Source organism: Bacillus sp. FSL K6-0138, from assembly GCF_037982765.1.
GTDB lineage: Bacteria > Bacillota > Bacilli > Bacillales > Bacillaceae > Bacillus > Bacillus glycinifermentans.
Window position 1 is genome coordinate 2170085 of sequence record NZ_CP150286.1, and the last position, 18893, is coordinate 2188977.

An 18893-nucleotide genomic window follows, 5' to 3' on the forward strand; every position below is an offset into this window, starting at 1 on the left:
CATCGCTATTTGAGCAAACGGTTTTTTCCAGTCATGATCGTTCTTGTCTGTCTGCTCTCAGCATGTACAATTGGCAATGCGGGAGCCGAAAAAACGGCGGTTACTCCTAAGCGGAACATCGTCATCGCCGCAGTAGGAGACTCTCTGACAAAGGGAGTTGGCGACCAGGAAGGAAAAGGTTATGTCGGAATGGTGGCCGAAAAACTGAAGAGCCGCAGCGATGTAAAATCGGTTACGGTCAAAAATTATGCGGTGAAAGGCTACCGGACTGATCAGCTGAAGAAAAAGCTGGAAGAACGACAGGTGCAGGAGGGGCTGAGGGACGCCGACTATATCTTGCTGACAATCGGCGGGAACGATCTGATGAAGGTGGTCCGCCAAAACTTTGCACATTTGACGCTTCAGCCGTTTAGAGTCGGGCAAAAGGCATTTGAAGAAAGGCTTGGGGACATTTTAACGGACATCAGAGAGCAAAACGGCAGTGCGGAGATCGTTTATGTCGGCATGTACAACCCGTTTACATTTACGCTTTCAGAACTGAGGGAAGTCGGTCAGGTTGTCGGCGAATGGAATGAAGGAGCGAAGGGGGAGCTCAAAAACATCCCCAATGCAAAAATGGCCGATATCGCTGACATCTTTGAAGAATACAGCGATGAAAAAAAGATTGCAGATGATGAGTTTCATCCCAATCATTACGGGTATTCACTAATAGCAGAGCGTGTTTACGATCAAATGACAAAAGAAGACTTTCCGCAAGAATAAGGTGAAAAACATGAAGAAATGGAAAAGTTTATTTTTAACGTTATTAGCAGTGAATATCATCATTTTGGCCGGCGTTTTGACTCTCCTGATCCTTCCCGGCGGCGAAAGGGAACAGGCCGGGCCTCCAGCGAGCGAGTATGAACTGAATGTGACCGCCACGAAGGAATCATTGTCGGCATTCATCAATTCGTATTTGCAAAAAGAAACATCGTCAGACCTTGACTACAAGGTTGAGATCGATGATGAAGTTCACGTCATCGGCGCCATCCGCGCCTTTTCATCGACGGTCGATTGCGCGGTGTCCTTCCGGCCGTCAGTCGAAAAAAGCGGGGATGTCGTTCTTCATGTAACAAAATTTTCTTTAGGAAGGCTGAACATCCCGATATCGTTTGTTTTAAACTACATGGATCAGTTTTATGATCTCCCGGATTTTGTCCATGTCCGCGCACATGCGAAAGAAATTCAAATCCGCTTATCGGAAATGCCGCTTAAAAACGGAATGTACGTAAAAGCGAAAACCATCGATTTGAAAAAAGACCAAATCGAATTTGTCTATTATCAGCCGGCATCATAACCGAAAGTTGACGAAACGTTTAAAATACAGGACAATATAAAATATTAATAGGTAAGGAAGAATTTTCTTTTTGAATAGTAGAGGTGACCGTATGGAGCGTATCAATAAATATTTCAGCTTATTGGCGTCATTATTTGGACTGTATTTTGCGGCGCTCGCAGCCCTCAGCTTTTTCGACGATGATATGGACAAAATGTATTTAAACATCGGCTATTGCGCCTTATTTTTGAGCATTATGGTATTTACGCTTGATGTGAAAAAACGAAAAAAAACGGACCGGTAAAAAAAGAGACATCACGTCTCTTTTTTTCAATCGGCACCGTCAGGATGTTTTTTCATTTCAAGAGACGGATATCCATTGACAAACCCGAGGCAATAGAAGGTGACCGGCTGGCCGTTTGAAAGCTCGGCCTTCGGAACATTCAGCAAGACGGTTTCTGTTCCTGCTGCACGTATTTCCAAGTCGGTTTTTTCAAAGGGACATGCGATATAGTGGCTTGCGTTTGCAAAGGACACGTTTGCAAAAAGAACGGGCCCCTTTCTGACGGCAAGATCAAGAGCCGGGGCGTCGGGGGAGAGATGAACGAACCTCATACTGCGTTTGCTATCTTGAATAGATACCCGGTCTGACATCGCGAAAGGAAACGGCTTTGACAGGGTGCCGGTAATGGCGATTGTATAATGGGTAGCCGGCATGATGTCATAATATACGGTAAGAAGCGGAGGGCGCAGTGCCCCTGCCTTTAAAACGTCGATTCGGCAGATGCCGGCGATAATCGGCACATAAGAGGACAGTTCTCTATAAGGTGCGTTTTGAAACAGCGGAAATCCGTTGACGAGCACGTTGATATCGTCCGTGCCGGGAGCGGCGTGAAGCAGCCTGAGCATCGCCTGGGCGTTGCCGGCCCGAAAAGCAGCGAGCGCCTGCTTCTCTGTATACGGAGCATAAAAGACCGACTCAGTCCGCCGGCCGTCATATATTGTGCTGTCCATCTGCACACGCCCCTTTCTAGTTTTTCTTTCATGATATGAGGTTTTCCCGGCATCTGCCACAGCCGGGGACAAAGCAAAAAAGGAGAAGGAAATGAATACGGATTTTACATACGGAAATGTTTTGACACAGCTGATTTTTTTCTCCGGGCCCATTATTCTCGCCAACCTTTTGCAGATTTCCTTCCAGTTCATCGACAGCTTGTGGGTCGGAAATTTGCTCGGCGCCAAAGCGCTTGGAGCGACGGCTGTCTCCGGAACGGTTTTCTTTACGGTCCTGTCGTTTGTATTGGGGATCAATAATGCTGCGCTTACGATTTTATCCCAGCAAAAAGGGAAGGGCGACAAAGAGGGACTTGCATCGTACGTCAATGCATTTATTGTGATCATGACGGTGATGAGCCTTTTGCTCGGCATAATCGGCTATATGTTTACAAATCCTTTGCTTTCCCTTCTGCAAACGCCGAATCAAATGATGGATTTAGCATCCGGCTATTTAAGAATTCATTTTATCGGAATTATATTTTTGTTCGGCTACAATTTTATCAGCACCGTATTGAGGGCTGTCGGCGACAGTCAAACACCGCTCAAGTTTGTGCTGATTGCTGTTATGTTAAATCTCTTTTTGGATCCGCTGTTTATATCGGGGTTTGATTTGGGGATTTCAGGAGCGGCTTACGCCACCGTTCTTTCCCAGGGGATCGCGTTTATTTACGGCATCGTCCATACGGTGAAAAAAGGGCTCGTGCCTTTTACGCTTCCAAAGCTGCCTTCGCTTGAAGAGACTTCTGTTATTTTAAAGCTCGGGATTCCCGCCGGCTTGCAAATGGTCGTGATTTCAGGCGGTTCGATGGCGATTATGAGCGTTGTCAACTCATTTGGAGAAAGCGTTGTTTCCGGATTTGGAGCCGTCCAGAGAATTGACAGCCTTCTCATCCTGCCGGCGATGGCCATCGGAACGGCCGTCAACAGTATGGCCGGTCAGACGATCGGAGGCGGGGACATGGAGCGAACGAAGAAAATCGCAAACTATGGCGTTTTTTACGTGGTCATGTTCATGCTGTCGATCAGCGCCGCCGTTTTCTTCGCCGGATACCATGCGGTGAAGCTGTTCATTTCAGAGCCTGAGGCGGACGGCTTTGGAGAACAATATTTGAAAACGATTGCCTTCTTTTATCCGTTTATCGGTATTAATTTTGTGTTAAACGGTGTGGTAAGGGCTTCTGGCGCGATGTTTCAGATTTTGGTGCTGAACGCGGTCTCCTTTTGGGTATTGCGTTTCCCGTTTTCATATATGTTTTCTGAATGGACCGGCGAAAACGGCATCGCGCTCGGCATCGGCACGAGCTTTATGTTAAGCAGCCTGACCGCGTTTCTGTATTACCGCTTCAGCGTTTATCATATTCGGCGAGCTTGATAAACGTTTTTTCATCTTCGATTAACCCGCAGACGCCGCACTGTACTTTCATTACGGGGCCGTTGTATGGAAGATGAAAAAGGGAGCGTTCGTCCGTTGAATACGTTTCTAAAATTTCCCCTGTTGAAGGGTCAAGCTTGACGGAGATCGGCGACTGTTCAATCAAATTGAAGCGTGTCCGGTTCGTTTTGCAGTTTGGACATAGGTAGGGAGCTGCCATATGTGTGCACCTCTTTTTGATCTTAATGTGCTCATGAGCGTGCAGATATATGTAAGTTCACCGGTTTAGTGCTGTCCTTTTTTGTCAAGCTTGCTGAACAGTTCGATCAGCGTTTTCAGCTCATCATCGGTGTAGCAGCTGAATCGTTTAAAATAATATTCCGTTTTCTTTTCTTCGAAATATCTGATAATTTCTTTGCCGGCATCTGTCAGGTGGATTTTGATGATCCTTCTGTCTTCTTTTGAACGGACTCTCGTGATCCATCCTTTTTCGACCAATGCATCGGTTACCGCGGTAATATGGCTGGCGGAAACGCCCAAAATCGTTGCGAACTCCGTCACCTTTTTCGGCCCCTGCTCGCTCAGCAGGCGCAGGATCATAAATTCATTCCGAGACATCTCTTTTTCGAGCAGCTCATTTATTTCATCGCGCATTTGTTTAAATACTGTGCGAAGCAAGGCTTCCATATCGTACATCATTTGTTCTCTAGCTTTCAAATTTCGCCCCTCCATACAATTAGCAAATTTCCGCTTTCTTTAGAAAGGAATAACCGAATCAGCATGAATTTTCCTTTTCATGAACATGATATCACTATGATACCATAATTTTTGACTGATAAGTAAATGTTTAAGCAGATTTTTAGTTCATGTGACCGCCAATTGACAAAGGCAAAAGCGGCAACAGCGGGAGGATTGACCGTTTATGCAGTAAGCGAGTGATGGAAAAGACAAATAATTGTCACAAATCTCTCTGCAAGAGGAGAAAGTCGGATGCCTGGGGTTTTTTTAGAATAATGTATGAGCGTGAGCAGAAGAAGATGGAAAAGCAAAAGGCTATGATATAATAGTTCACATCACGTTTTATGATAAGGAGGCAGCGCATATGGCTGAAAAACGGGAACTCGCTACGTTTGCGGGAGGCTGTTTTTGGTGCATGGTCAAACCTTTTGACGAACAGCCCGGCATTATGAAAGTCGTCTCAGGCTATACGGGCGGTCATAAAGAAAACCCGACATATGAAGAGGTCTGCAGCGATACGACCGGACATCGAGAAGCGGTGCAGATCACGTTTGATCCCGATATCTTTCCATATGAAAAATTGCTTGAACTTTATTGGCAGCAGATCGATCCCACAGACAGCGGGGGACAGTTTGCGGATCGCGGCGAATCCTACCGGACGGCGATTTTTTATCATCATGACCGACAGCGGAAGCTCGCTCTGGAATCAAAGAAAAAACTGGAAGAAAGCGGCGTCTTCAAAGATCCGATCGCAACCGAGATTCTTGAAGCCGGCCCGTTTTATCCTGCTGAGGAATACCATCAGGATTACTATAAAAAACATCCTGAGCGCTATAAAAGGTACCGTGTTGGAAGCGGGCGAGAGGGATTTTTAAAAGAGCATTGGGGAGGCTTGGGACATGGGCGTCAATAATAAAGAAGAACGGCTGAAACAGCTCAATCGGATGCAGTACGAGGTGACGCAGAACAACGGGACAGAACCCCCTTTCCAAAACGAATATTGGGACCACCGGGAAGAGGGAATCTATGTTGATATCGTTTCCGGGAAGCCGCTGTTTTCCTCGCTCGACAAATTTGATGCCCACTGCGGCTGGCCGAGCTTTACGAAGCCGATTGATGAAGGTGAGATAGAGGAAAACCTTGATACGTCCCACGGCATGATCAGGACGGAAGTCAGAAGCAAGACCGCTGACTCGCATCTCGGTCACGTGTTTCCCGACGGCCCGGGTCCAAACGGTCTACGCTACTGTATCAATTCAGCCGCGCTCCGTTTTATTCCGAAGGGCGATCTTGAGAAGGATGGCTACGGAAAGTATGCCGGCTTATTTGAGAAAGGAAAAAAAGACTCTGAAAAGAATTGACATTCTCCCGTCAAAAGATGATCCTTTTTATGAAAGGGTCATTTTTTTATATCATTTATACGAACCGAAAAGAGGCTTCCGTCATGAAATCAATTGCACAAGCTGAAGAAAACTATTTACTGCTGACATGCAGCAAAAAAAGCGAAGCGTCTTATGACGTTTTTATAGATGATCAGATTCCGCAAATGTTTGCCAACCATTTTATACAGCTGCGGGACGATTTTCCGATGGAAGATTTATATTCGCTGCTCGTTCGCGTTCCGGGGATTTTAAAACGAAATTACATTCATGTGAAAAGTTCATTTGGCAAGAGTGTTCCGCTTTCTATGAAAAAAGCATTGTTTGATCTCGGGTATGTTCTTGATGAGGAGCTTTTTTACAGCATCGACCTGGCGGAATGGCAGGGGAATTCCGCGTCAGGCCGGATCAGATGGGGAACGGCAACATCGCTTCAGGACGGCTGTGATGTGATGCAGACCTATGATGCGCTGAGCGTGAATGAGACATTTGCCAAAGAGAAGCTGCGCCGCAAGTATCCGTTTTATGAAAAAGGCATTATTCAGCTGTTTGTCTGCTACTCTGACGATGGGACGCCGATCGGCTGTGCGGAGCTTTACGCAGATTACCGGGAAAACGTGTCCAAAATCGAGGAAGTCGCCATTTTAGAGCCGTATCAGCGCAAAGGCTATGGAACAGAACTGCTCCATGAAATGCTTGCCGAATCGAAACGGTCAGGGCTGGAGCTGAGCTATCTGGTCACGTCTGGAAGCGATCAGGCGAAACGGTTTTATGAAAAGCTCGGATTTCGGAGAGAGCATCGTCTGACAACCATTTTTAAATATTTGTTTTCCTCGATGTAGGCAGAAGCACAAACCAATGGTGACTTGGCCCGCATAGGCTGGGGTGTAACGAATTTTTAGGAAAGGATGAATGTCCCGTGTATTACCCCCATCATTGCTGTGATTACGGCGGCTATGGATACGGCCATGGATTTTACGGAAGAAGCACGTTCGTATTAATCGTCGTACTTTTTATTTTGCTGATTATCGTCGGAGCTGCTTTTATCCACTAAAAAAATATAGAATCAAACCGGTTTATAACATCTTCACAAAACCTTCCATCCGTCGGGAGGTTTTTGTTTTGCAAAAATGAATCGTCAAATATCCCCTTAATATGTAACATCAACCTGCACAAGATATTGCTTTTATCCTGCGTTTTGGGCACCTGTTGTGAGTTTCACAACAGGAAGAATCATATTGAAGCATGATTTGGACGTAAAAGGAGGTCTTTCCGGAATGATGGTCTGGAACGTTTTTGTCTGCCGTTTCTTTTTTATCCCCATGTAGATTCCCGGCATCCGCTTCTCGCGGAAAGTTTCGGTTTCCGCAGGCGCCAGTGTGTCGCCTGTTTCTCGCATCCGAAATGCAGCCCGCATGTCTGTCTTCATTTACGCTTTCGAAAAAAGAATGCGGCCATTTCCCGTTTCATACAATGTAAAGAAAGTCCTGTTCCTTGGGAGGGGGGATATGCCGCATGTCATTTTTGATTAAACCGGATCTTCACGGAAGTTATCCGGTCGTTCACCATGCAAAAGGAAGCTATATTTATGACCAGTCGGGAAAACGATATCTCGATGGCTGCTCAGGTGCCGTTACCTGCAATCTCGGCCATGGCGCAGCAGAGGTTATCGCCCGGCTCAAAGAACAGCTTGATGCAGTTTCTTTTGTCTATCGTTCGCAGTTTACCAGCGAGCCGGCCGAACAGCTTGCCGAGCTATTGGCAGACGCGCTTCCGGGCGATTTGAATTGGTCTTTTTTTGTAAACAGCGGGTCTGAGGCGGTGGAAACCGCGATGAAGATTGCCGTTCAATATTGGCAGGAGAAAGGACAACACGATAAAACGGTGTTTCTTTCCAGGTGGAACAGCTATCACGGCATTACGAACGGAGCCCTTTCGCTGTCGGGATTCTATGAGCGACGTTACCGTTTTACCCATCTTCTTCACAGGTACCCAGCCGCATCCGCACCGAACTGCTACAGATGTCCGTATGAGCTTGATTCTTCTGCTTGCGGTGCGGCATGCGCGAATGAAGTGGAGCTTTCGATCAAACGAATCGGCAAACGGTTTATCGCCGGCTTTGTAGCGGAGCCTGTGATCGGAGCGGCCGGTGCCGCGATTACGGCTCCCGGCGACTATTACAAAAAAATAAAGGACATTTGTGAAGCGAACGATATTCTGTTTATTGCGGATGAAGTGATGAGCGGCTTGGGAAGGACGGGAAGGATGCTTGCCATCGAACATTGGGGCGTCACACCGGACATTGCCGTTCTCGGCAAGGGAATGAGCGCAGGCTATTCTCCGATTGCTGCTGCCGTTATAACCGATGACATGATGGAGACGATCAAAAATGGATCAGGAGTCATCATGAGCGGACATACCTACAGCGCCAATCCTTTTTCAGCCGCTGCGGCACTTGCGGTTCTCCGCTATATCATCAAGAACGATCTCCCCCGAAAAGCCGCGGTAAAGGGTGATATGCTGAAGGAGAAATTAATGAGCGTCATGGAACAAACCGGTATCATCGGCGAAATCCGCGGCAAAGGGCTGCTCTTGGGCGTCGAGTTCGTCTCCGATCAAAAAAGCAAAAAGACGTTTCCCGACTCCTTATCGGTATCAGGGCGGATCATTGCGGAAGCGAAAAAGAGGGGACTCCTCCTGTACCCGGCGCAAGCCGGCATCGACGGAGGGGGCGGCGACGCCGTCATCGTCGCGCCGCCGCTTACGGTATCAGAAGCGGAGATGGAGGAGCTCGTTCACATATTCAGAGAGTCTGTCCATGAAGTTGAAAAACAAGTAGAAAAGGGGATACAGGCAGATGGCCCTTTTGAATAAACGGATGTCAATCGAGGATGCGGTAGCAGATGTAAAGGATGGATCGACCCTGATGTTTGGAGGGTTTGGCGGCGTCGGCTCACCGCCGTCGCTCATCAGGGCGATTTTGGAAAAAGGCGTGAAAAACTTAACCGTAATTTGTAATGATGCAGGATTTCCCGGGATCGGCATCGGACCTCTGATCGTCAACAACCGCGTCAAAACGCTGATCGCCTCCCATATCGGCTCCAACCCCGTCGCCGGCAAACAAATGACCGACGGCCTTCTCGAAGTCAAATTTTCGCCTCAGGGAACGCTGGCCGAACGGATCCGTGCGGGCGGCGTCGGACTTGGCGGCATTTTAACAGACGTCGGAATCGACAATGAGATGGTGCTGGAAGAAAAGAAAACCGTCTCTCTAAACGGCCGCACGCTCATCGCAGAAACAGCGCTGACTGCGGAAATTGCCTTTATTTACGGAAAAACGGCTGATGAATTCGGCAACCTCACTTATGACAAAACAGCCCGCAACATGAATCCGCTCATGGCGATGGCTGCAGACAAAACGTATGCAGAGGTTGAACAAATCGTCCCGGCAGGCGGACTGCATGAAGAGGAAATCGTGACACCCGGCATTTTCGTCGATGGGGTGGCCGAATCAAAGGGGGTGATGTGGAAATGGGTTTGGGAGCATTAGAGAGGGAAGAGATCGCTAGAAGAGCGGCTCAAGAAGTGAAAAACGGAATGATCGTCAACTTGGGAATCGGCATCCCGTCGCTCGTCCCGAACTTCCTGCGTCCGGGGATTTCCGTCATGATTCAATCCGAAAACGGTGTGCTCGGCATCGGGGAGACACCTGAAAAAGGGATGGAGGATGAGAATCTTTGCAATGCGGCGGGCTACCCGGTCACTGTCGTAAAAGGCGCCTCTTATTTTGACTCCGCCGTGTCGTTCGGAATGATCAGAAAGGGCTGTATTGATTTGACGATCCTTGGCTCCCTTCAGGTCAGCCAATCCGGAGATCTTGCCAACTGGATTGTGCCGGGAAAAAAAGTTCCGGGGATGGGAGGGGCGATGGAGCTTGCGCAAAAAGCAAAAAAAGTGATCGTCGTCATGAGCCATACGGATAAAAACGGGGAGCCCAAGCTTCTCGAAGCCTGCACCCTTCCGCTCACGGCGAAGGCTTGCGTTGACATGGTGATCACTGATAAAGCGATATTTGCGATTGAAAACAATCACTTTGTATTGAAGGAACTGATGAATGAAGCGTCTCTTGATGACGTGCTGCGGCTGACGGATGGACGCGTCCAGACCGATCTGCCGTTTTCGCAGGGAGGAGGAATTGGATGGAGAACATAGAGAAAAAAGTGTGCGACTGGATTGATACGCATGAAATCAAAGCGGTTCGTCTGTTAAAAAAGCTCGTCGGGGAAAAAAGCACGATGGGGCAGGAATTTCACGCGCAAGCTGTCGTTTTGGAAAAACTGAGGCAGTTTGACGCCGAAATCGACGTCTGGGAACCGAGCATTAAGCAGTTGCGCCAGCATCCGCTTTTTAAGTCCGACAGAACGAGCTTTAAAGAAAGCCCGAACATCGCGGCCAGAAAACGGGGCACAGGAGGCGGAAAATCACTCATTTTAAACGGCCACATCGATGTTGTGCCTGAAGGAAGCAAGAAGGATTGGGATACCGAGCCGTTTCAGCCTGTTGTCAAACAAGGAAGGATCTACGGCAGGGGAACAACAGATATGAAAGGGGGGACCACCGCTCTGTTAATGGCGATGGAAGCACTCGAAAAGTGCGGCATCAGGCTGAAGGGAGACCTCATCTTCCAAAGCGTCGTTGACGAGGAATGCGGAGGAGCGGGAACGCTGGCCGCCGTTACGAGGGGCTACCGCGCGGACGGTGCGCTGATTCCGGAGCCGACGAACATGAAATTGTTTATCAAACAGCAGGGATCGATGTGGTTCAGAATCACGGTAAAGGGGCTTTCAGCACACGGAGGTACAAGGTATGAAGGGGTCAGCGCAATCGAAAAGAGCATGATTGTCATCGAATCCATCCGCCAGCTTGAAAAGGTGAGGAATAAAAGAATAACAGATCCATTATATGAAAATATTCCGATTCCGGTTCCGATCAACATCGGAACGATCAAAGGAGGCACATGGCCTTCATCGGTAGCCGACACCGTAATGATAGAGGGAAGGTGCGGCATCGCCCCGAACGAATCCCCCGAAGATGTTCAATCTGAACTGGAGAGCTGGCTGAAGGATCTGGAATATCAAGACGAATGGTTTAAACATTATCCGGCCGAACTTGAATGGTTTGGCGCAATGTGGCTTCCAAACGATTTGACCGAGGATGACGAACTGGCCAAGACGCTCAAATCAGCCTATGAAACAATCACCGGCGAACAGCCCGTCGTCGAAGCGTCCCCATGGGCGACAGACGGCGGCGTATTGTCGCATGCGGGGAACACCCCCGTCATCGTATTCGGCCCCGGTGAAACGAAACTGGCTCACCAAGCCAATGAATATATCGAAAAAGACGCCCTTATCAAAGCGGCGAAGATTATCAGTCTTTTTATTATGAAGTGGTGCGGCATTGAAAGAATATGACCGGATGTTTCGGAGGGAAAACATGATCAAAAAATGGGAAAATGAAACCTGCCGGCTTGAGCTTGATCTCGATCTTTTCAATAAAAGAATCAGAATCATCAATTATGAGGGGGATGTCTGTTCTTTTTTCCTCGATATGATGGAGACGGCAACAGAACATGATATTGAGAAAATCATTATTTTTGCGAAAAAAAACGACACGGCCGGTTTGCTGGAGCATTTGTTTGAGCCGGAAGGACAGATTGACGGATATTATAACGGCCATGATGCAGCCGTGCTTGTCCAATATTTGAATCAAAACAGGCGAAACACAGCCGATTGGCTCGCTCAGGATGATATGCTCAGGAAGCTGTTTCTTTCCCCGGCTCCGCTGGAAAAAAAGCAGACGCCGTTTTTCATCCGGCCTGCCGAAAGCGGCGATGCCCCCCTTTTGGCAAAGCTTTATCAAGACGTATTCCCCGTCTATCCGGCGCCGGTTACAGACCTTGCATATATCAAAAAGACGATGGCGCAAGGAGCCGTATACTACCTCGCCTTTGATCAGATGAAGCTTGTCGCAGCGGCCTGTGCTGACGTCAACCAAACGCTCAGGAATGCGGAAATGACTGACTGTGCAGTTCTTCCTTCACACCGCGGTTTTTCTTTGACAAAGCGCCTGATTACAGCGCTTGAAGCCGAATTGAAGCAGGCGGGCGTCTTTTATGTTTTTTCGATTGCAAGAGCCGCTTCTTTGGGGATGAACGCCACGCTTTGCCATTTATCCTACCGATACAGAGGCCGGCTGGCGAACAATTGCTTCATTTATAAAAGCTTGGAGAACATGAACATCTGGTGCAAAAATTTAAGCCGTCCGCCTGAAATGACAAATCCGGGCGGAAAGCTCAGATTCGGCCGGGATTATTTTTCAAAATGAAGAGTCACTTTCCCTGCCGTTCACATAACTTGGAAAGTAAAAGGAAAAATGCTGATAGGGGGATGAAAGATGACAAACGGTCTGTTCAAGCCGAAAAGGCACTGGAAGGAGATTGAACTTTGGAAGGATGTGCCGGAGGAAAAGTGGAATGATTGGATATGGCAGCTGACAAATACGGTCAGAACCCTCGACGATTTAAAAAAAGTCGTCAACCTGATAAAAGAAGAAGAGGAGGGGGTGCGGCTGTCCACGAAAACGATTCCCTTAAACATTACGCCTTATTACGCCTCGCTCATGAATCCGGATGACCCCCGCTGTCCGATCAGGATGCAGTCCGTTCCGCTTTCCGAAGAAATGCATAAAACAAAATACGACCTTGAAGATCCCCTTGAGGAGGACGAAGATTCGCCAGTCCCCGGTTTAACCCACCGCTACCCTGACCGTGTCCTGTTTCTCGTCACAAATCAATGCTCGATGTATTGCAGATACTGTACAAGGCGGCGGTTTTCGGGCCAAATCGGAATGGGCGTGCCAAAAAAGCAGCTTGACCAGGCGATCGGATATATCCGCGACACGCCTGAAGTCAGGGACGTTCTCATTTCAGGCGGCGACGGACTGCTGATCAACGATCAGATTCTGGAATACATTTTGAAAAACCTTCGCGCCATACCGCACGTTGAAATTATCCGGATCGGGACGCGGGCGCCTGTCGTGTTTCCCCAGCGGATAACCGACAAGCTATGCGACATTTTAAAAAAGTATCATCCCGTGTGGTTGAATACGCATTTTAATACCAGCATCGAAATTACGGAGGAAGCAAAGGAAGCATGCGAAAAGCTTGTCAATTCCGGCGTGCCGGTCGGCAACCAGGCCGTTATTTTGGCGGGCATAAATGACAGCGTTTCCATTATGAAAAAACTGATGCATGATCTGGTGAAAATCAGGGTCCGTCCGTATTATATTTATCAGTGCGATTTGTCTGAAGGAATCGGCCACTTCAGGGCGCCGGTCTCAAAAGGGCTTGAGATCATCGAAGGGTTGCGGGGACACACGAGCGGCTACGCCGTTCCAACCTTTGTGATTGATGCACCTGGCGGGGGCGGAAAGATCTCCATCCAGCCGAACTACCTCATTTCGCAAAGCCCTGATAAAGTGGTGCTCCGCAATTTTGAAGGGGTCATCACTTCATATCCGGAGCCTGAAAACTATGTGCCGGGAAGAGCGGACGAATATTTCGGCGAAATTTATCCTGAAGTGCTGAAGGAAAAAGAACGCATCGGAATTTCCGCCATATTTGAGGATCGCACCCTTTCCTATACACCTGAAGGATTGAACCGTTTAAAAAGAAGGGAAAGCTATGCGGAAAGGCCTGACCACGAAACATTGAAAAGCCGCAGAGCGAAACGGGACGAATTAAAAGAAAAGAAATTTCTCGCCCAGCAAAAGAAAGAAGCGGAAGCTGAGGGGCATGCCCAATGAAGCGCTGCGACTGGTGCGGCGAACCGAAGGCCGAACATGGTCAAACGACCGTTTACTGGGAACTTCCTGACGGAACTAAAGCGGTTGAAATTACGGAGACGCCCGCGGTCAAATGCCAAAGCTGCGGGATGGTGTATCAGGAAGATGATATTATAAAAGATATCGAAAACCAGCTGTTTCTCATCGATACAAAAACTTTGCCTTCAACGGTGTCGTTTGAAGGGCTTATGAAAACCGAGCGCATTTTAAAGCGGAACTACTTTGATTTTTCTTCGTAAAGCCGGCTTTCTGAGCCGGTTTTTACATATCGGAGAACGGTTTATCGTTTGTATTTTTTCATTTGAGCTGTATAATAGAACAACAACAGAAGAGACAGGAGGGGAAACCGTGAAATCTTTTTACCATTATTTAATGAAATACCGCCATCCAAAGCCGAAAGACGATATCAGCGATTTCGCCAATCACGCCTACCTTGATCACGGGTTTCCCAAGGCATCAAATCGGTACGATGAAATCAGTTCGTATCTTGAGCTCAATGTGGATTATTTATCATCAATGACGATCTTTGATGAAGCTTGGGAAAAATATATAACGGAAACAAAGCAATAAAAATGCCGCAGACAAGAGTCATGCGGCATTTTTGTCGTTTCAGGCCGCCGCGAGGGCTTTTTGGAAAACTCGTCGCCGCTCTGTATCCCTGCCCATGCGAATTGACAGCCTGGCGCATACGATAAGCGTAAGACGGAAGCTTTCAGGCAGGGGGGAATCAGCATGAAGTCAAACGCGCCTAAATATAAAATCGGGGATGTTGTAGTGGTGGTTATGTACGGTACCGTCGGCACGATTACAAAGGTTCATAAAATCGACAAACACTTTCTGTATGAAGTTAATCATAATGAAGTTCTTTATTTTGAGACTTCTTTACAGCTTTATAAAGACTACGACGGAGTCATCGTCGAGACGGAAAAGCTTGATATCGAATATGAATTTTTAATCGGGGATGTCGTGTATGTGAAAAACTACGGCAAAGAATTGTTTAAGATCACCGGCCACAGAACCGAAATATGGAGATATGTAGAGGACGGCTGGGAAGACATTATATATGAACTGATCCGTCTGAAAGACGGCGAATGGCTTGAGACGGAGGAAGAGGATTTGACCCTTGTTCTCAGAACATACGAAATGGACCAGTTTGTTCATCAGCTTCTTTTTGTCCATTATGTGGGGGAAGTGGGACAGGAACTCGATGAACCGCTGACAGAAAAGGTGTTCCTGCCTTTTGCGGGCGATAGCGAGGAGCAGGAAAAAGAGCGGAAAATAGCCTCTGTTGTAGTGGATGAGCTGCTCGATATCTACAACGACTATAAAGTATTGTATGAAATGTTTCAGGATGAGGAATATAAAGATATGATGGATTTTGTGTTGGGAAGCCTGAAGGAATATTTCAGCTGAAAAACACCAAAAATAAAAAATAAGGAAAACAGCCGAACAAAATCAATCCGGACATTACGCGCAAGACTTTCCCCAGGATTTGATCAAAATGCTCTCCGTCAAGCGCTTCAACGGCTTTCCGTATCATTTTTCTTTCCCCCTCTTGGCTTTGTTTTTGTTACAACATGTATATGACAGGGGACAAACATTATGACAAACCGGTTATAAAACCGGAAGACAGCTCATACATCAGAATAAGGAGGCGATCAAAGTGAAAGAAATTGAGCTTATGATAGATACAGAAGAAATCGCTGATTTTTTTTATCTTAAGCTGACGAGAAGAGGCTACATACCGAGCGAGGACGAACTGTTCGAAATTGCCGATATCACTTTTGATTATTTGCTTGAAAAATGCATGATAGATGAGCATATAGAGGATTAAGACGAAAAGACCGCAGCCTCGCAGGCTGCGGTCTTTCTTTGTTGCCCGCTGACCAAGGCCCGATATACAATGTTAACAAAATGGTCAAGGAGGCAGCAGCTGTTTTATGTACAAAGCAATCATCTCGGCTGTTCTATTTATCATAGCAGCCGTCATCATCCGCTTTCCTGCCGTTCAATCAGTCGATGTCATCATTCTTCAGGCTGTCGAAATCATCAGGCAGCCGTTTCTTACACAGCTGTTCAACATGGTGACCCATTTGGGATCAGGCAAGATCATCCTGCCTCTGCTTTTGCTTTTGACGGCCATTCTTGCCGTTTATAAGAAAGCGGGGGCTTCATTGTATGTGTATCTTTTATTTTTTGCGGAAAGAATGGCCAATGAAGGCTTGAAAGATTGGATTTCAAGAGAGCGCCCGTCACTCAGCCCGCTGATTTCCGAGACATCCTTCAGCTTTCCGAGCGGTCATTCAATGAATGCAGCGGCCATGTATCCATTCATCGCCTATCTCCTGTTGACGCATGTGCCGTTTTTCAAAAAGCGACGAACGTCTGTCATGGTGTGGACAGGGGTGCTGATCACACTGGTCGGATTCAGCCGCATGTATCTCGGCGTCCACTATACAACCGATGTAATAGGCGGAGTTTCCCTCGGTTTTGCGCTGTTTGTCATCTTCGGGAAAATTGCCGAAAACTTCCCGCTCGTTCGACAAAAGTAGTCAAAGGGATCGAAAAGCGAAACGCCAATATAATAAAAAAAGGGAGGGATCGTGTTGCCGTTAAATTTCCAACTGTTTAAAAAGAAGCTGACAGCTTACGATGTGACGATTTTTCAGACGCCACGCTTTGGTGAAGAGAAGGGATATGAGATGGTGTACAGGACTGAAATAAACGGCAGAACCCATGAGGATGTATTGGAGCGTACGTTTTCGACCTTTAATGTATATGACACGGTGCCGAACGATTATAAGGCAAGGTTTCTCGCAACGGGCGATATCGTTTTAATTGATGAGGGAAGAAAGGGAAAAACCTATTATAAACTGCTGCCAACGGGTTGGAGCAAAATCAACCGCATTCTGCTGCAATCATCCTGAAAAAGCAAAAACTGCGGAAGCGTTAACCGCAGTTTTTTTACGTAGTATTTTTTCGCTTTCTGGCGCTGAAGTCTTTTTCGTGCGCTTCCTCCGCTGCAATCACATCCTTGGTCGGGATGTGGTTGTTTTTTTTCTGGCCGGTTACTCTGTTGCGCTGTTTTTTGCCCATTGCTCGATTACCTCCTTCCTAACCAATAGGATGACTAAACAGCGCCGGTTTTATCCCGGGTTATTCTGTCATCTGAATTGTCGCGGGATATACGTACGGATGTGCCGGTTCTTTTATGGCGGTCTGTTTTCGAACCTTGATGACCGGGACGGTGCTTCCTTGAAACGAAGCCTTGCCGATCGTTCCTTTTATTTCAAGCCATGTATCCGGTGCTGCAAGATGCGCTCCGTCCCATTCGGCAAGAAAGCCGATCAGGCTTGCATCAGCGATACAGTGGGTAATCAGAAAGCGGGATAAGACGATCTGCTGTTTTTTCAAGGAGCCTTCTTTATGGACAAAGCCTTGGACGATGATCTCTTTTCCCTCGTAATCATCAAGGTTTTCACTGATGTCGCCGTAATATTCGGCGAACATATCGCCTTTCATCACAAGCGGATTCGAGTGCTTGAACCTGGCCATTTTCCGGTCATATGCCGTTTGTGAAATGGCGGATTCCTCCAGGCCTTTTTCGATTCCGGGCGTTGTCACATGCCCGCTGTTTGAGGCATCTGTTTTGGCGAGCATCGTTCCTTTATTTGCTGCGACAGATGAGTTCAAAACTGCAGGAGCAAACGCAAAACCGGTGATGAGCGGCAGGGAAATCACTCCGAAGTGAACCATTTTGACCAAAAAAGGCTTCGATCTGCCGTGGTCATGCCCGCATGAGGACAGCCCGCACTTTTCCTTGTGAACCGTCCAAACCCGTGTCAGTTGAAAGAGAAACAGCAAAGTAAATACACCGGCTGCAATCAGGCTCATATATTCGTATTTCGGATTGATGAACCTTCTGATCTCTCCTGTATGATGGATTTTAAAAATATATCCTGAAAAGGCCGCCAAAATGACGGCGCGCAAAAATTGCTGCGCCTGAAAAACCATGTCAAATCCCCCCTTTTTTCTATAAAAAGACAGCGATCTTCACACAAATATAGACAATCAGGGTGATCAGCGCCGCTAAGCACAATACAAATTTTGGTTTAAATACGCTGAGCATCATGATCGTGTTTTTTAAATCAAGCATCGGTCCGTATACCAAAAACCCGAGGATGGCCGTTTCGGGGAACAGGCTCCTGAAAGATGCGCCGATAAAGGCGTCAGCTTCCGAACAGAGAGACAAAAAGTATGCCAGCGCCATCATGATGAGGCTCGCATCAAGCACCCCGCCTCCGTGTATGAACAGCGATTTTAAAGGCAGATACGTTTGAACGAGAGCGGCGACTAGAGCACCGGCAACCAAATATCTGCCCATATCAAAAAATTCGTCAATCGCATGTGTCAGCACATGATAAAGCCGTTCCAAAAAAGGAGAGGGATGAAGGGCATGTTCATGATCATCTTTGCTGCTTTTCTCCTTTAACTGGCTGGATCGAAATATCAGACTGATGACAAGAGCGATCAAGAACGCAGCGGCGAAACCGGCGGCAACTCTTAAGACCGCCATTCGCACATCATTGCCAAACGCCATATAGGTCGATAAAATAACGATCGGATTGATCAGCGGCCCTGTCAACAGAAAGCCGACCCCGGCATAAATCGGTACGCCTTTGGCGACAAGCCTCCGGACGATCGGTACGATGCCGCATTCACAAGCCGGAAAGCACGCCCCTAACAAACAGCTGACAAAGACGGCTGAAAACCTGTTTTTCGGCATAAGGGCGCGTAGGTGGTCTTCCGTTACAAAAATCTGAATAAAGCCGGCAATGAATACCCCGATTAAAACAAAAGGAAGCGCCTCAATTAAAACGCTGATAAAGATCGTGTTCAGCTGCACGATGGACGAAGACACTTCAAAAGGAAGGTTCTCCGCCAGCGATTCTCCGATTGCCGCAAGACATACGAATACCCCGATTGCCAGTATCCCGGTAAAATCGATGATATAACCGTTGATTGTCCGAAACATGGTTTTCCCCACCCTTTAATTTAATCGGAATGATTCTTGTTTAAGATATGCTTGTCTTTTTTAAACATGACAGTTATTGGAGAGAGCATGACACAT

27 protein-coding genes are annotated in these 18893 nt (G+C 47.4%); 20 read left to right on the forward strand and 7 right to left on the reverse strand.

From position 1 onward, the window contains the following. Window positions 1-9: 9 nt before the first annotated feature. The 3 genes from MHB78_RS11510 (at window position 10) to ypmT (ending at window position 1619) form a co-directional block, all read left to right on the forward strand. Window positions 10-762, forward strand: a complete 753-nt coding sequence (locus MHB78_RS11510) for an SGNH/GDSL hydrolase family protein (protein ID WP_065894557.1) — start codon at window positions 10-12, stop codon at window positions 760-762. Between the two features lie 10 nt (window positions 763-772). After that, complete coding sequence (locus MHB78_RS11515; RefSeq protein ID WP_046129600.1) at window positions 773-1336, forward strand: YpmS family protein; 564 nt, start codon at window positions 773-775, stop codon at window positions 1334-1336. A 91-nt stretch (window positions 1337-1427) separates the two neighbouring features. Continuing rightward, the gene (gene ypmT / locus MHB78_RS11520) at window positions 1428-1619 is read left to right on the forward strand and encodes a protein YpmT (RefSeq protein ID WP_046129599.1); all 192 of its coding nucleotides are present in this window, start codon (window positions 1428-1430) and stop codon (window positions 1617-1619) included. A 26-nt stretch (window positions 1620-1645) separates the two neighbouring features. Here the strand turns inward: ypmT and MHB78_RS11525 are convergent, their stop codons facing one another. Further along, the gene (locus MHB78_RS11525; RefSeq protein ID WP_046129640.1) at window positions 1646-2329 is read right to left on the reverse strand and encodes a DUF4397 domain-containing protein; all 684 of its coding nucleotides are present in this window, start codon (window positions 2327-2329) and stop codon (window positions 1646-1648) included. Between the two features lie 91 nt (window positions 2330-2420). Here MHB78_RS11525 and MHB78_RS11530 point away from each other — a divergent pair, with 91 nt between their 5' ends. Next, complete coding sequence (locus tag MHB78_RS11530) at window positions 2421-3743, forward strand: MATE family efflux transporter (RefSeq protein ID WP_046129598.1); 1323 nt, start codon at window positions 2421-2423, stop codon at window positions 3741-3743. Here MHB78_RS11530 and MHB78_RS11535 read toward each other — a convergent pair. Both MHB78_RS11535 and MHB78_RS11540 read right to left on the reverse strand, forming a co-directional pair. Beyond that, window positions 3715-3963, reverse strand: coding sequence for a hypothetical protein (locus MHB78_RS11535; protein ID WP_046129597.1), 249 nt, complete (start codon window positions 3961-3963; stop codon window positions 3715-3717). The two genes, MHB78_RS11530 and MHB78_RS11535, sit on opposite strands and share 29 nt — an antisense overlap. A gap of 65 nt (window positions 3964-4028) precedes the next feature. Further along, on the reverse strand, window positions 4029-4460 hold the full coding sequence (locus tag MHB78_RS11540) for a MarR family transcriptional regulator (RefSeq protein ID WP_046129596.1): 432 nt from the start codon (window positions 4458-4460) through the stop codon (window positions 4029-4031). A gap of 385 nt (window positions 4461-4845) precedes the next feature. Between MHB78_RS11540 and msrA the strand changes: the two genes are divergently transcribed. From msrA to MHB78_RS11605, 13 genes are all read left to right on the forward strand, one after another. Continuing rightward, window positions 4846-5394 carry a peptide-methionine (S)-S-oxide reductase MsrA gene (gene msrA / locus MHB78_RS11545; protein WP_046129595.1) on the forward strand — a complete coding sequence of 183 codons (549 nt, stop codon included), beginning with the start codon at window positions 4846-4848 and terminating at the stop codon, window positions 5392-5394. Continuing rightward, on the forward strand, window positions 5381-5842 hold the full coding sequence (gene msrB / locus MHB78_RS11550) for a peptide-methionine (R)-S-oxide reductase MsrB (RefSeq protein WP_046129594.1): 462 nt from the start codon (window positions 5381-5383) through the stop codon (window positions 5840-5842). Before msrA ends, msrB begins: the two co-directional genes overlap by 14 nt. Before the next feature lie 83 nt (window positions 5843-5925). Next, a complete protein-coding gene (locus MHB78_RS11555) occupies window positions 5926-6702 on the forward strand; it encodes a GNAT family N-acetyltransferase (RefSeq protein ID WP_046129639.1) in 777 nt (258 codons plus the stop codon). 77 nt (window positions 6703-6779) lie between these two features. After that, the gene (locus MHB78_RS11560) at window positions 6780-6914 is read left to right on the forward strand and encodes a YjcZ family sporulation protein (RefSeq protein WP_046129593.1); all 135 of its coding nucleotides are present in this window, start codon (window positions 6780-6782) and stop codon (window positions 6912-6914) included. Window positions 6915-7375: 461 nt separating this feature from the next. Continuing rightward, entirely contained in the window at window positions 7376-8734 is a 1359-nt protein-coding gene (locus tag MHB78_RS11565; protein WP_046129591.1) for an aspartate aminotransferase family protein, read from the forward strand. Next, a complete protein-coding gene (locus MHB78_RS11570) occupies window positions 8718-9410 on the forward strand; it encodes a CoA transferase subunit A (protein ID WP_046129590.1) in 693 nt (230 codons plus the stop codon). Before MHB78_RS11565 ends, MHB78_RS11570 begins: the two co-directional genes overlap by 17 nt. Beyond that, the gene (locus tag MHB78_RS11575; protein WP_046129589.1) at window positions 9392-10072 is read left to right on the forward strand and encodes a 3-oxoacid CoA-transferase subunit B; all 681 of its coding nucleotides are present in this window, start codon (window positions 9392-9394) and stop codon (window positions 10070-10072) included. The genes MHB78_RS11570 and MHB78_RS11575 overlap by 19 nt, the downstream gene beginning before the upstream one ends. Then, complete coding sequence (locus MHB78_RS11580) at window positions 10060-11331, forward strand: peptidase (protein WP_046129588.1); 1272 nt, start codon at window positions 10060-10062, stop codon at window positions 11329-11331. Before MHB78_RS11575 ends, MHB78_RS11580 begins: the two co-directional genes overlap by 13 nt. Before the next feature lie 22 nt (window positions 11332-11353). Continuing rightward, on the forward strand, window positions 11354-12244 hold the full coding sequence (gene ablB, locus MHB78_RS11585; RefSeq protein WP_082094044.1) for a putative beta-lysine N-acetyltransferase: 891 nt from the start codon (window positions 11354-11356) through the stop codon (window positions 12242-12244). 69 nt (window positions 12245-12313) lie between these two features. Continuing rightward, the gene (gene ablA, locus MHB78_RS11590) at window positions 12314-13723 is read left to right on the forward strand and encodes a lysine 2,3-aminomutase (protein WP_046129587.1); all 1410 of its coding nucleotides are present in this window, start codon (window positions 12314-12316) and stop codon (window positions 13721-13723) included. Then, a complete protein-coding gene (locus MHB78_RS11595; protein WP_046129586.1) occupies window positions 13720-14001 on the forward strand; it encodes a YokU family protein in 282 nt (93 codons plus the stop codon). Before ablA ends, MHB78_RS11595 begins: the two co-directional genes overlap by 4 nt. 109 nt (window positions 14002-14110) lie before the next feature. Next, window positions 14111-14332 (forward strand): YozE family protein, encoded by a 222-nt coding sequence (locus MHB78_RS11600; RefSeq protein ID WP_046129637.1) that lies wholly within the window; start codon window positions 14111-14113, stop codon window positions 14330-14332. A 162-nt stretch (window positions 14333-14494) separates the two neighbouring features. After that, window positions 14495-15175, forward strand: a complete 681-nt coding sequence (locus MHB78_RS11605) for a hypothetical protein (RefSeq protein WP_046129585.1) — start codon at window positions 14495-14497, stop codon at window positions 15173-15175. Here the strand turns inward: MHB78_RS11605 and MHB78_RS11610 are convergent. Further along, window positions 15168-15302 (reverse strand): hypothetical protein, encoded by a 135-nt coding sequence (locus MHB78_RS11610; protein WP_046129584.1) that lies wholly within the window; start codon window positions 15300-15302, stop codon window positions 15168-15170. The genes MHB78_RS11605 and MHB78_RS11610 overlap by 8 nt on opposite strands. 123 nt (window positions 15303-15425) lie before the next feature. Here MHB78_RS11610 and MHB78_RS11615 point away from each other — a divergent pair, with 123 nt between their 5' ends. From MHB78_RS11615 to MHB78_RS11625, 3 genes are all read left to right on the forward strand, one after another. Then, the gene (locus MHB78_RS11615) at window positions 15426-15596 is read left to right on the forward strand and encodes a YozD family protein (protein WP_065894555.1); all 171 of its coding nucleotides are present in this window, start codon (window positions 15426-15428) and stop codon (window positions 15594-15596) included. 106 nt (window positions 15597-15702) lie between these two features. Next, window positions 15703-16314 carry a phosphatase PAP2 family protein gene (locus tag MHB78_RS11620; protein WP_046129583.1) on the forward strand — a complete coding sequence of 204 codons (612 nt, stop codon included), beginning with the start codon at window positions 15703-15705 and terminating at the stop codon, window positions 16312-16314. Window positions 16315-16368: 54 nt separating this feature from the next. Beyond that, window positions 16369-16689, forward strand: a complete 321-nt coding sequence (locus MHB78_RS11625; RefSeq protein WP_046129582.1) for a YodL domain-containing protein — start codon at window positions 16369-16371, stop codon at window positions 16687-16689. Window positions 16690-16726: 37 nt separating this feature from the next. Here the strand turns inward: MHB78_RS11625 and MHB78_RS11630 are convergent, their stop codons facing one another. From MHB78_RS11630 to MHB78_RS11640, 3 genes are read right to left on the reverse strand one after another with little or no spacing between them, the layout of a single operon-like run. Next, window positions 16727-16858 (reverse strand): hypothetical protein, encoded by a 132-nt coding sequence (locus tag MHB78_RS11630; RefSeq protein WP_096891842.1) that lies wholly within the window; start codon window positions 16856-16858, stop codon window positions 16727-16729. A gap of 60 nt (window positions 16859-16918) precedes the next feature. Further along, complete coding sequence (locus MHB78_RS11635) at window positions 16919-17776, reverse strand: TIGR03943 family protein (protein WP_046129581.1); 858 nt, start codon at window positions 17774-17776, stop codon at window positions 16919-16921. 19 nt (window positions 17777-17795) lie between these two features. Next, window positions 17796-18797: a permease gene (locus MHB78_RS11640; protein WP_046129580.1), complete on the reverse strand. Its 1002-nt coding sequence runs from the start codon at window positions 18795-18797 to the stop codon at window positions 17796-17798. Window positions 18798-18893 lie beyond the last annotated feature (96 nt).